The organism is Inquilinus sp. (assembly GCF_057815775.1).
This window is the reverse complement of sequence record NZ_JBYRFX010000999.1, coordinates 1-12,505: the sequence shown is the minus strand read 5'-3', so window position 1 is coordinate 12,505 and position 12,505 is coordinate 1. Positions and strand designations below refer to the sequence as shown.

The window sequence follows — 12,505 nt, the reverse complement described above, 5'->3', positions numbered from 1 at the left end:
CTGGTTTTCGGAGGAGCAGCGCAAATCGCATATCAAGCCGGATAGCTGGTCGTTCTACGTGCAGCCGGCGGGATTAAAGGAGGTGAAGGACGGCGAGGGCGAGGTGACGTCCTATGTCGAGAACCCTGAAGCCGAGAATTTGAAGTTCCTCGAGCCGCATTATTATCTCAACGCGATTGCGGGCAAGACCAAGTCGTGGATCGACGCCAACGTGTTGAACCGGGTGTCGCCGCGGCGGGATGGCAAGCCAGTGTTGCCGGACTTCAATCGGGCGGTGCATGTGGCGCGCCAGCCGATCAAGCCGATCCCGGGTGTGCCCATCATCATCGGGTGTGACTTCGGGCGGCGGCCGTGCGCGATCTTTGCGCAGTATCTGCGCGGCACCTGGTACGTGATCCACGAATTGATCGGGCGCGACATGGGCGCCAAGACGTTTGCGCCGCTGCTGAAGCGGGAGATCGCCCAGCATTTCACCGGGTTCTCGTTCGGCATTTGGGGCGACCCGTCGGGCGACTTCAAGGGCCAGAACGACGATCAGGTGCCGTTCCAGATTTTCCGCAGCAATCAGCTTCCGATCCGCGCAGCGCCCTCGATTTTGTTTTCGGTGCGGCTGCAGTCGATCGAGGCGGTGCTCACAAGGATGAGCGAGGGGCGGCCGGCACTGCAGGTCTCGCCGTCGTGCTCGACGCTGGTCGCGGCGCTGGATGGCGGCTGGCATTATCGGCGGCTCAAGGTCGCGGGTGAGCGCTATTGCGAGGAGCCGGAGAAGGACGAGTATTCCGACCCGGCGGATGCGTTCGGGTATCTCTTGCTGGGCGGTGGTGAGGGTAAACTACTCCTCACCGGCTCGCGCGAGACCAAGCCGGCGACGCAGACGATCCGGCCCTATAATCCGTTTCAGCGGATGGGGGCGGGGCGGTGAGCCTGGTGCGGCTGGTCCCGAAGCGCGATCCTGATCTCGTGATCGATCGGCTGTGGCTGGTGTTTTTCGGGGAGGCCGATGGGGCGCCATGGTGGGGACGGTTGCTGCGGCCCGGATATAGGCATGTGGCGGCGTGCGCGTGGTTCGATCATCAGGAGCGCTGGGTTTACTTCAATCCGACGCGGACCGGGACCGTGATCCTGCTCTATCGCGACGACGAGTTCGGTGGCCGGTTTCAGCAGCTATTGGATTCGTCGGCGCTGGTGCTTCGTGTCGTGGCGAAGCGATCCCGCACCGAAACCCCGTTCGGCTGGTGGTGCACCGGCGCGATCAAGGCGCTGCTCGGCTGCCGCGGGTTGGCGGTGACGCCGTTCGGGCTGGCGCGCTACCTGCAGGATCAGGGCGCCGAGGCGGTGCTGATGCCGTGCGTTGCTGCTGGCGAACCATCTTCGCCACCGTGCCCGAATGGCGAGCCTGTTCAAACCTGACGTCCCCAAGCAAGATCCTGCGGTTGCCCAGCAACAGGAGGATGAGCGCAAGCGCGCCGAGGCATCGAACCTGCGCGAGACCCAGGATCAGTTGCAGAACGAAACCCTGCTGCGCGGCCGCCGAAGCGGCGTGCGCTCGCTGCTCGGCTCATTCGGCAGCGGCACATCGCTGCTCGGATCATCGTAATGGCGACGGTCCCCTTCAAGGCGCCGCCGAAGGCCTCCGGCGAGCAGGACGATCCCCTGATCAAGGAAATGCTGCGGCTGGTGTCGCGCGCGGAACAGGATCGCAGCAAGCACCAGGCCCGCATCGCCGACTGCTACCGCTACACCATGCCGTGGCGGCACTCGTTCAACCAAAGCCAGGTCAATCCCGACATCGACATCATCTTCGACGGCACCGCCGGAATTGTGCTGGAGGATTTTGCCGCCGACATGCTCAACACCTTCACCCCGCAGAAGAACAACTGGGTGACGGCGCAGCCGGTCGAGAAGCTGGATAGCGGCGACCTCAACAAGATCAGCGACAAGCTGGAGGCCTATCAGCGTGTCGTGTTCTCCGCAATGGGCGCATCGAACGTCTATATGGCGCTGCAGGAGGCCTATCTCGATCTCGGTCCCGGCACGATGGTGCTGCAGGTCACCGATATCGGATCGACCAAGCCGTTTCACTGCGAGGCAATCCCGGCGCCGGAGATGCTGCTGACCCGTGGGCCGTATGGCTATGTCGACGGCTACTTCCGCAAGCACAAGCGCATGTTCCGATCCGAGATCAAGACGCTGTGGCCGGATGCCGATCTGGCAAAGCTTGGACCGGCGCCCGATGACGACTCCGATCCTGAGTACGACGTCACCGACGGCTGCTGGCGGAATTGGAAAGAGAAGGGCGACGAGCATTATCATTACGTCGTCGAGGCCGGCGGCAAGCGCCTCTACCACAAGGATTACAAGGGACCGGGCTCTTGCCCGTTCATCGCGGCGCGCTGGGGCCGCGACTCGACCACGGCCTGGGGCTGCGGTCCGACCTATCGCACGCTGCCCGAGATCAAGACGCTCAACCACGTCCGCTTCACATCCTTGAAGAATTACGACAAGCACGTCGATCCCGTGACGTCCTATGTCGACGACGGCGTGATGAATGTCGACAACGGCGTCACCCCCGGCATGTGGATCCCGCGCGCGCCGGGCTCGGATGCACCCGAGCCGATGGAGAGCAAGGCCCGCTTCGACGTCCAGGTGTTCGAGATCGACGAATGCCGCTCGATGATCCGCCGCGCGCACTATCAGGATCGCCCCGAACAGCAGGGCAAGACCCCGCCGAGCGCCACGCAATGGGCGGATGAAGCCGCCGAGCGCGCGCGACGCATGGGCACGCCGGCGACCACGCTGGTGCACGAACTGCAATATCCGCTGTTCCGCCGTTTCGCCTATCTGCTCGGACAGCGCGGTGAACTCCCGAAGGTGCAGCTCGAGGGCCGTGATGTCGCGCTGCAGCCGATATCGCCGCTGTTGCGGGCACAGGAGCAGGAAGCCGTCGTTCGCCGTGACAAGTTCGCCGAACTGATCGTCGGCCGGTTCGGCCCGCAGGTCGGCATGATCGTGATCGACCTGATCGAATACGCCAAGGCCCAGGGCAAGGACATGGGCATCGAGGACAAGATCATCCGCAACGCGAGCGACATCGACGCCGCCATCAAGAAATTCCTGCCGGTGCTGGAGAACGGCGTCACAGCCGGCAAGCCCGGCGGTATCGCCCCGCCCGGCCTCGGCGCGCTGACCGGGGGCATTCCGCAATGAGCGACGCGAGCTGGAACGCTTTGTCGGCGCCGGTGCCGCCGCGCCCCGACAGCGAATTAGATGCGACGTGCGCCGATGTGTTCACGACCAACGCCGGAAAGAAGCTGCTGACCCTGCTGCGCAAGAAGCATTTCGACAGCCCGTTTAACCAACTGGCCCCGGACCGTGCGTTGCAGGTCAGAATCGATAACCAGCATTTTGTGCGCGAACTTGAGACCGCTTGTGAACGCGGCCTGAAAGCCGCAGCGAACCAGAACCCGAAGGCTGTATGACCGACCCTGTTGCCCAGACGCCTCCCTCCTCCCAACCTGCACCGGCGGCAACCCCGCCGGTGGCTCCTTCTCCGACGCCCACACCTGCGCCGCCGGCACCCTCCGCGGTTGTTGCGCGTCCGGAGTGGTTGCCGGAGACGCATTGGGATCCGGCGGCCAACACCATCAAGCCGGAGTTCGGCCAGCATTATTCCGAGCTGAAAACCTTTCAGGAGACCGAGGCCGCGCGCCAGGCCGCGCTCGCCGCGCGCAAGCCCGAGGATATCAAATTCGAGGTCAAGCTGCCGGACACCATCAAGGTACCGGAGGGCATGGACCTCAAGATCAACGAGAGCGATCCCCGCGTGCCCGTCATCCGCGAGATGGCGATCAAACGCGGCTGGGATCAGGAGACCGTCAACGAGCTCGTGGCCCTCGATGCGCAGCAACAGATCGCCGCGCACGCCGCCGAGCAGACCCGGATTGCCGCGGCCGACGCCAAGCTTGGCGCCAATGCCAACGAGCGGAAGACGGCGGTCGGCAACTGGCTCCGAGGGATGAAAGATCGCAACGAGCTTTCCGCGGAAGAATACGAGGCGGCCCGCGTCTATGCGACCGACGCCGAGACCGTGACCTTCCTCGAGAAGATCATCGCCAAGGCGACCGGCTTCGTCCCCGGACAGCAGCCGCCACGGGAGCCAACTCCCGCCCCGAAATCCGTCGCCGAACGGATGTACCCGAATCTTCCATCAGGGCTTCCGCCCGCTAGCGCTAGGAGCGCCTGACCATGGCTACCGTCGTAGGAACCGCACTCACGCTGCTGGACTATAAGACCCGCGTCGATCCGAATGGAAACATTGGTGCGATCGCCGAGGTGCTTTCGCAGCAGAACAGCATCCTCGAGGACATTCCGTGGGTGCAGGGCAACCTCGAGACCGGACACCGCACCACGATCCGGACCGGCTTGCCGACGATTTACTTCCGGCAGATCAATCAGGGCGTCCCGCCCTCGAAGTCGACCACCGTACAGGTCGATGAAGGCGTCTCCATGATGGAGGGCCGCGGCCAGATCGACCGCGATCTCGCCATGCTCAACGGCAACACCGCCGCCTTCCGCGCCTCGGAAAACGCGCCGTTCCTGGAATCGATGGCGCAGACCTTCGCCTCCAAGCTGTTCTACGGCAACGTCGGCACCGCGCCGGAAGAGTTCACCGGCCTCGCCACCCGCTTCAGCGACGACACCACCGCGCTGAACAAGGAAAACATCATCGACGGCGGCGGCGTCGGCACCGACAACTGCTCGATCTGGCTGATCGGCTGGGGCGAAAACACGGTCCACGGTATCTACCCGAAGGGGTCGACCATGGGCATCCAGCACGAAGACCTCGGGCTGCAGGACGCCTTCGACTCGTCGAACAACCGTTTCCGCGCCTACATGGACTGGTATCAGTGGAAGTGCGGCATCGTCGTGCGCGATTGGCGCTATGCCGTCCGCATCGCCAACATCGACGTCTCCAACCTGATCGCCGAAACCGGCGCCGCCGACATCCTCGAGCTGATGGCGGTCGCGGTCGACAAGATCCCGAAAAGCGAGGGCGTCAACCTCAAGTTCTATGTGCCGCGCACCGTGCGCACGATGCTCCGCATCCAGGCCATGAACCGACCGAACGTCTACCTGACCGTCGGTCAGGAAGAAGGAAAGCCGAAGACCGATTTCGACGGCATCCCGATCCGCATTGTCGACCAGCTCCTCCGCACCGAGTCGACGGTCAACTGAGCCGAGAACAGGAACCATAGCCATGCTGATCGACAACAACCTCTTGTTCTCCGACGCGCAGGCCGTCACCGCGACGGCCGGCTCGACGAACATCATCGACACCGCGCCGCTGTTCTCGGGCAACCTTGGCCGGCGGGTCGGCAACGGCAAGCCGATCTACATCTTCGTGTCGGTCGACACCGCCTTCACGGATTCCAGCTCGGACACCACGATCGCCGTTACGGTCGAAACCGACGACAACACGTCGATGTCCTCGGCGACCACGGTGGCAACCATCACCACCTTCGCCGCGCTGACGGCGGCCGGCACCAAGTTCTTCGCGCCGCTGCCGATCGCCAACTACGAGCGCTACATCGGCATTCGCTACACTGCGGCCAACGGCAACCTGACCACCGGTGCCTTCACGGCCGGCCTGGTGCTGAACGTCGATGACTTCTACGCAACCGCCGGCGGCTTCACGACCGGCGTCGAGTAATCGCTGCCTCTTGAAAAGGACTGCAACATGGCACGCTATCGGGTCGACGAGGCACATTTCCTCGACAACAAGTATTTCGAGGCTGGCGCAATCGTCGAGTGGGAAGGCGCGCCGAGCAAGCACATGACCCCGGTCGAGCAGGTCGCCGAGGAGCGCAAGGCGCGCTATGACGGTGCCCGGCCGCACTACGGCGTGTCGCGCGATCTGCCGCCCCGCGCGGCGATGCTTCACAGCCCGCTGGCGCGTCAGCCCGGCATGCCCCGCGTCGCTGGGCCTCCCGGCCAGACCTCTGCGGTTTCTGCCGATCCCGCCAACCCCGAGCGCACTGCCGATCTGGTCGAAGCCCGCCGCGAGCGCGCCGATCAGGATGCCAAGGCGCTGGACGAAGCGCTGAAGCCGGACCCGAAGAAGGCCAAGGCCGATCCCGCCGCCACTGCATCGCCGAAGCCGGCCGTTGCTCCGGCTGCCCCCAGCAAGGTAGAGGCGAAAGCCGACACCTCCGCCGACCACAAGTAACCGGAGGCTGCCATGCCGGATTTCGGCTATATGTCCAAGCAGGATCTGAATGCCATTGTTCGGGTCTTGCCGCGCATCGCGACCAAGGTCGTCACGGCGGCGGCGACAACGTTCACGACCGCCGCGTCCCCGGTTACGCTGTTCACGGTGCAGGGCCTGATCCTCGCCAGGGTGTTCGCCACGGTACAAACCGCCCTGACCTCGACGGGCACCAACGGCACCCTCGCCATCGGCGTCACCGGCAATACCGGCGCGCTGCTGGCCGCCACGACAGCGGACGGCACCAACTTTCCGACTGGCGCGGTTTGGGCTGGCGACACCTCGCCGACCGTCAAGTCCGAAGTCTTCAGCGCCGCCGCCTTGAATTGGAATCCGGTCTACAACACCAACATCATCGCCACCGTCGCCACCAACTCGATGACCGCCGGCGCGATCACGTTCTATTGCGAATACAAGCTGCTGGATCAGAACGCGTCGGTCATCCCGGCCTAACCACAATGGGCGAGCGGGGATCGAACCGCCGTTCGGCCTCAAGAGGATCGAACGGAAATGGTCAACTTTCTCCGCGGCAATAACGCAATCTACAGCAACATCGCAGCGACCACGGCAGCATTCACGCTGCCGTCTGGTCTGTACGGCGTCACGGTCACGGCGACGTTCGGTGGCGGAAACGTCGCGCTTCAGCGCCTCGCGGCGGACGCCACGACCTACGTCACATGCCTGACTGCATTCACCGCGGCCGGCTATGCGACCGTAAATTTGCCTGCGGGCACTTACCGATTTTTGATCACCACTGCCACCGCAGTCTATGTCGATCTCGCGGCGATAGCCGAGGCATGATCCATGGTTTTTGATCCCAAGATCTATCGCGATAACAGGTCCGGGATCGGAATGCCGGATGACTCTGCCGCGACCGACTCGACGTCGGCATGGACCTCCGTCTCGCTGCTCAAGGGCATCTGGGCAAAGCTGAACGGCGGCGTCGTCGTCACCGGCGTGGCAACCGCCGCGAACCAGACCACCGGCAACACGTCGCTCTCGTCGATCGATGGCAAGCTCACCACGATCTTCGGGGCTGTCGATGGTCTGGAAACCCTCGCGACCTCGCTGAATGGCTTCGTCGACGGTCTCGAAACGCTGGACACTGCGATCAGCGGCAAACTGCCGGCGACGCTAGGCCAGAAGGCCATGACAGCCAGCCTCGCCATTGCGATGGCGAGCGATCAAACTCCGTTCCCTGTTTCGCCCGGCGTCACCGTTATCGTTGCGGCATCATCCACCATCACCCGCCCAGCCGATACAACGGCCTATGCGTCGGGCGATCTGGTGGCAAACTCGGTGACGGCCGGGTCTGTTGCGGCCCTGCAGTTCACCACTGCGGCGCGCATCTCCGGCGGCACCGGCCGCGTCATGGGCGCGCGAATCCAGAAATCTACCGCAAGTGCTACCAACGCGGCGTTCCGGCTGCACCTGTTCGACACCATCCCGACGTTTACCAGCGCCGGCGACAATTCGGCGATATCGACCGTCGTGGTTGCAAGCGCGAAGGGCTACGTCGGCTACCTCGATATTACGGCAATGACGGGGTTTTCAGACGTGGCCTGGGGCACGGGCGCGGCGGACAACGCGCGCGGCTATCTGCCGTTCAAGGCAGTTGCCCAGATCCTCTACGGTGTGGTCGAGGCGAGGGGAGCCTACACTCCGGGAAATGCCGAAGTGTTCACGATCTCGCTGATCGTCACCCAGGATTAGCCGTGCGTTGCCGCAGCGGGGCCGCCCGCCGCACGGTGGGCCATGACCACGATCTCCGATCTTTCCGTCATCAATGCCGCCGCGACGCGCACCGGGAATGAGCCGATTACCGCGGTCCTGACGGATGGCGGCCCGGTCGCCCAGATTGCCCTCAACAATTACGAGGACTCGGTCAAGTCCGAGCTGGCGCTGTATCCGTGGAAACAGGCCACCAAGATCGAGCAGCTTGATCGGATCGACCCCGACGTGCTCGGCGATCCGCCGGAGCCGTGGACCGCAGCCTATCAACTGCCGACCGATTTCCTCGACATCCGCACCGTCATGGTGAACGGCACCCCAATCGATTACGCGGTGCATGGCGACAAGATCTTGTGTGACGCACCGGCGAGCGGCGAGGTGTTCCTGCACTACATTTGGCGGGTGCCGGAAAGCCAATGGCCGGCGTGGTTCCGCGAGGGCATGATCAGGCGCTGGGAAGCCATCCTGCTGCGCGGCGTCGGTGAACGCTACAACCAAGCGGACGAGCGCGACAAGGCGGCCGGCGAATCCTTCGCGCGCGCCCGCAACCGCGACAGCCAGTCACAAACCCCGCGCGACCCCATGATCTCGCCAACGCTACGGGCGCGTGGCGGCCTGACAAGCAATTGGCCTCGCTCGTGGCGTTGGGGGTGACCCATGGCGCGACGCAAATCCCTGCAGACCAGCTTCTCGGCGGGAGAACTCGCGCCGGAAGTTGCGATGCGTCAGGATACCGACCAGTATCAGAACGGCGCCAAGACGCTGCTTAACCGACGGATGCTGATCGGCGGCGGCCATGTGCGTCGTCCCGGCTCGTGGTGGGAAGCCCAGCTCGGCACCGACCCCGTCCTCGCCGAATTCGTCGTCAACCAGACCACGCAATATGTGCTGTCGTTCACCGCGGGCGCGATGCACGCCTACGTCCGCGACGTCGATACCGGGCATCTGACGGCGGCGGGCTCGCTCACCAGCGCGCCGTGGACCGGCACGATCTACAAGGAGATGGATTGGGTCCAGCGCGGAAACGTTATTTTCCTGACGCACACTTCGATGAAGACCCAGCGGATCGAGCGCACGGGCGCGGCAACCTGGGCGCGGACCGATTTTACGTTTTCCATAGGATCTGGATCGAGGCCCGAGCAGCCCTATCTCAAGATAGCAGCGCCGACGGTTACGCTCCAGCCATCCGCGACCACGGGTTCTGTCACGCTCACCGCCAGTGCGGCGGTGTTCGTCGCGGCGCATGTCGGCCAGTACATCCGCTATCTCGGCAAGACGATGCTGATCACTGGCTACACGGACAGTACGCACGTCACGGCAACCGTTATCGAAAATCTGCCGGGGACACAGACGCTGACAGTGTCGAGCTCAACGGGCTTCTTGGTAAGCGACGTCGTCGAGGGCTCCACCTCCGGCGCGCGCGGACAGGTGACTGGCGTACCCGACGGCACCCATTTGACGGTCGTTATCATCGATGGCTTGACGGCATTTCAGGCCGAGCCGCTGGTCGGACCGAGCGCATCGACCAATATCTCGGCGGTAGCGGCTGCAGCGGCCGCAGCCGTGGAAGATTGGGACGAGCAATTGTTCGGCCCGGTCTACGGCTATCCGGCATGCATCGAAATCCACCGCAACCGCCTGCTGTTCGGCGGCCATCCGGCGGCACCGAGTTATCTGATCGCGTCGGCGATCAACGACCTCTACAACTTCAACGTCGGCACCGGCGGGGATGCGGACGCGATCATCGAGTCGATCGGCGACGCCGGCGCATCGAAGATCGTGCAATTGATGTCGGCAGAGCAACTGCTGGTGCTGACAGATCGCGGCCCCTACTACGTGACGGAAGGTCCGAACAACCCGTTCCGCGCCTCCTCGATCTCGTTCCAGCCGTTCGGCTCGCCGTGGCCGATCAACGCGACCGCCCAGGTGCAGCCGTTCGACTCCGGCGCCATCATGGTTTCGGGCTCGCTGGTCATCAAGGCACGCCAGACCGGCAATACCTCGGCGCTGTGGGACGCTGACGAAATCTCGCTACTGTCGCCGCACCTGATCGAGACGCCGGACCGGCTTGCCGTCACCAGCAACTTCAACGGCGATCCCGAGCGCTATGCGGTGCTGCGCAACTCGGATGGCTCGATCGCCGTGCTTCAGCTCGTCGAGGTGCAGAAGATCCGCAACTTCACGCCATGGACGACGGATGGCGAGTACCTGTCGGTTTGCTCGATCGCGGGCGATCTCTACGCCGCGGTCGCGCGCACCATCGACAACCAGACCAAATACATTCTCGAGCTGTTCGACCAGGACATCACGGTCGATTGCGCGGTGCAGTACGCCACCGAAGCCCTGCTGGATGCCGGCGTGCCCACGCAGTACGGCGACACCGACGTCAACGTGGTGACACCGGATTACCATCTCGGCGAATGGCCGGTCACGCTGCGCACCTTCCCGGCAGGGCCGTACACGGTCGGGCTGTACTACACGTCAACCACGGAGATCCTGCCGCCAGTCATCCCCGGTCCGGAAGGGCCGATGGCCGGCGACTTCATGCGGATCGTCGAGTGTTATGTGCATGTGCTGACGTCGGCGCGCTTCGCCGCGAACGGCCGCTCGCTGTCCGCATATCAGTTGACGGACGACATCTCGCTACCGCCGCCGCTGAAGAACGGTCCGCAGCGTTTCCAGTTCATGGGCTGGTCGCGCGAGCCAACGGTGACGATTACGCAGGCCGATCCGCTTCCGCTCAAGATCCTCGCAATCAAGACAATCGTGGCTTTCTGACATGGCAGCACTCGCACTTCCTGCAATGATCATCGGCACCGCCGCATCGGTGGGCGGCCAGCTCATGGCCGGTGGCCAGAAGGCCGCAGCAGCCGAGTTCGAGTCGCAGCAATATGCCGAGCAGGCTAAGGCGGCAAAGACCGCTGCGCTGCAGGATGAGACCGCACGCCGCCGCGACCTGACATCGAACCTCGAAACCATCCAGGCGATCCGCGCCGGAAGAGGCGTCGGTTCCGGCTCGCCGACCGCGATGGCGATCTACGATTCCACGATCAGCCGATCGGAGGACGATATCTTTGCGTCGAAAGCCAACTATGCGGCCAAGGCCGATCTCGCCAGCCGGGCATCGATCCTGTCGGCCAAGAAGGCCTCGTCGTCGCTGCTCGCCGCCAATCTCGGCGCGGCGGAGACGGTCGCCGGCGCGGCTTTCAAATACGGAAGGTCTTGACGCATGGCAACCGGCACAGGTCTGCCCGGCCTCAACAACGGCGCTCCTGTCCTGGCGCAGGCGCCCGGCGGCGTCAGCGGCGACGCGCTGTACAATGCGAATTCGTGGTCGCAGATCGCCAACTCGGGCGAGAAGCTGGCCAAGGCCGGCGGCGACTATCTCAAGGTCGCGGAGCACAAGGCACAGGTCGGCTACCTCAGTGACCAGGACGTCGAGATCCAGCGCAAGCAGATCGAGATGCGCAACCAGTTCGCCAACGACCCGAAAGGTTTTGACGCGGCATGGAGCGGCTATGCGGAAGGCAAGCTGGCCGCGGTCGAGCCGTGGGCTGTCAACCACGTTCGTGCGACGATCGGCTCGGGCGGCAATTCGGCGTTTTCGTCCATCCTCAACGAGACCCGGGTCAAGACTGAAGCGGACAGCAAGAAAAGCTGGACGACGTTGGAGGACATGGCGGCAAACGATGTGCAGAGCGCGGCGATGGCCGGCACGCTCAACACGCCGCAAGGCCAACTCAAGATCGAGAAATATCGGAACGTGGTGGCGACCGGCGTTACCAGCCAGTTCATCGTACCGGAGGTAGCTGATCAGCGCATCGCCAATCTGGAATCCACCGCCACCGTTTACGCGGCGCGCACGGGCATCAAGTCGACCTTCGAGGCCGAAGGACCGCTGGCCGCGACGAAGCACATCGACGACCTGACCCGAAACGAGAACCTGAAACTGTCGCCGGAGCAGCGGCTGACGCTGGGCTCCCGGCTGCGCGCTGACGTCCATGCGTGGGATGCCGAGCGCAAGCAGGGCCTGTCGGAAGTCGATCTGGAGGCGCAGTCGCTGCTGTCAGCCAAGAAGGGCGGCATCCCGATCCCGCAGACCCGGATCGACGAGACGATCGACCGCTACAAGCGGTTCGGCGGCCAGGCCCAGGCGGCATCGTTTCTGGCCGACCTGCAGCATTCGCAGGATCTGAATTTCCTGTCGCGCGCGCCGCTGGCCGAATCCGCGGCATGGATTGATCGCTACAAGACCGATCGCGGGTTCAACTCGCCGCCGCAGGCCGCCTCCACCGCGGTCGACTTCTTCACCTCGAAAGGCTGGAGCAAGGCGCAGGCGCAGGGCATCGTCGGCAATCTGATCCACGAAAGCGGGCTAAACCCCAACGCGGTGCACGACAACAATACCGGGCTTGGCGTCGCCGGTCACCGGCTGGAACGGCTGAGCGCGATGCGGGAGTTCGCGTCAGCGCGCGGCAAGCCGGTCAACGACTTCCAGACCCAGCTCGA

General features: G+C 64.1%; 15 protein-coding genes and 1 pseudogene. All 16 read left to right on the top strand.

Going from position 1 to position 12,505, the window contains the following annotated elements; translation table 11 throughout:
* Window positions 1-922: pseudogene (locus tag AC3XYG_RS35795) on the top strand (hypothetical protein); the annotation flags it as partial.
* Window positions 919-1,410 carry a hypothetical protein gene (locus tag AC3XYG_RS35790; protein WP_489144667.1) on the top strand — a complete coding sequence of 164 codons (492 nt, stop codon included), beginning with the start codon at window positions 919-921 and terminating at the stop codon, window positions 1,408-1,410. The pseudogene AC3XYG_RS35795 and the gene AC3XYG_RS35790, both read left to right, overlap by 4 nt.
* Window positions 1,388-1,597 carry a hypothetical protein gene (locus AC3XYG_RS35785; RefSeq protein ID WP_489144666.1) on the top strand — a complete coding sequence of 70 codons (210 nt, stop codon included), beginning with the start codon at window positions 1,388-1,390 and terminating at the stop codon, window positions 1,595-1,597. Before AC3XYG_RS35790 ends, AC3XYG_RS35785 begins: the two co-directional genes overlap by 23 nt.
* Window positions 1,597-3,207: a portal protein gene (locus AC3XYG_RS35780; RefSeq protein ID WP_489144665.1), complete on the top strand. Its 1,611-nt coding sequence runs from the start codon at window positions 1,597-1,599 to the stop codon at window positions 3,205-3,207. The genes AC3XYG_RS35785 and AC3XYG_RS35780 overlap by 1 nt, the downstream gene beginning before the upstream one ends.
* Entirely contained in the window at window positions 3,204-3,479 is a 276-nt protein-coding gene (locus AC3XYG_RS35775) for a hypothetical protein (RefSeq protein ID WP_489144664.1), read from the top strand. Before AC3XYG_RS35780 ends, AC3XYG_RS35775 begins: the two co-directional genes overlap by 4 nt.
* A gap of 128 nt (window positions 3,480-3,607) precedes the next feature.
* Window positions 3,608-4,243, top strand: coding sequence for a hypothetical protein (locus AC3XYG_RS35770; RefSeq protein WP_489144663.1), 636 nt, complete (start codon window positions 3,608-3,610; stop codon window positions 4,241-4,243).
* Between the two features lie 2 nt (window positions 4,244-4,245).
* A complete protein-coding gene (locus AC3XYG_RS35765; protein WP_489144662.1) occupies window positions 4,246-5,235 on the top strand; it encodes a major capsid protein in 990 nt (329 codons plus the stop codon).
* Window positions 5,236-5,257: 22 nt separating this feature from the next.
* Window positions 5,258-5,710, top strand: coding sequence for a Bbp16 family capsid cement protein (locus AC3XYG_RS35760; protein ID WP_489144661.1), 453 nt, complete (start codon window positions 5,258-5,260; stop codon window positions 5,708-5,710).
* A 27-nt stretch (window positions 5,711-5,737) separates the two neighbouring features.
* Entirely contained in the window at window positions 5,738-6,226 is a 489-nt protein-coding gene (locus AC3XYG_RS35755; RefSeq protein ID WP_489144660.1) for a hypothetical protein, read from the top strand.
* Window positions 6,227-6,238: 12 nt separating this feature from the next.
* On the top strand, window positions 6,239-6,718 hold the full coding sequence (locus tag AC3XYG_RS35750; RefSeq protein WP_489144659.1) for a hypothetical protein: 480 nt from the start codon (window positions 6,239-6,241) through the stop codon (window positions 6,716-6,718).
* Window positions 6,719-6,775: 57 nt separating this feature from the next.
* On the top strand, window positions 6,776-7,066 hold the full coding sequence (locus tag AC3XYG_RS35745; RefSeq protein ID WP_489144658.1) for a hypothetical protein: 291 nt from the start codon (window positions 6,776-6,778) through the stop codon (window positions 7,064-7,066).
* Between the two features lie 3 nt (window positions 7,067-7,069).
* A complete protein-coding gene (locus AC3XYG_RS35740) occupies window positions 7,070-7,978 on the top strand; it encodes a hypothetical protein (protein ID WP_489144657.1) in 909 nt (302 codons plus the stop codon).
* 42 nt (window positions 7,979-8,020) lie between these two features.
* On the top strand, window positions 8,021-8,650 hold the full coding sequence (locus tag AC3XYG_RS35735) for a phage connector family protein (RefSeq protein WP_489144656.1): 630 nt from the start codon (window positions 8,021-8,023) through the stop codon (window positions 8,648-8,650).
* A gap of 3 nt (window positions 8,651-8,653) precedes the next feature.
* Window positions 8,654-10,774, top strand: coding sequence for a phage tail protein (locus AC3XYG_RS35730; protein ID WP_489144655.1), 2,121 nt, complete (start codon window positions 8,654-8,656; stop codon window positions 10,772-10,774).
* A 25-nt stretch (window positions 10,775-10,799) separates the two neighbouring features.
* The gene (locus AC3XYG_RS35725) at window positions 10,800-11,222 is read left to right on the top strand and encodes a hypothetical protein (protein ID WP_489144654.1); all 423 of its coding nucleotides are present in this window, start codon (window positions 10,800-10,802) and stop codon (window positions 11,220-11,222) included.
* A 3-nt stretch (window positions 11,223-11,225) separates the two neighbouring features.
* On the top strand, window positions 11,226-12,505 hold a 1,280-nt coding region (locus tag AC3XYG_RS35720; RefSeq protein WP_489144653.1), incomplete at its 3' end, for a phage tail tip lysozyme.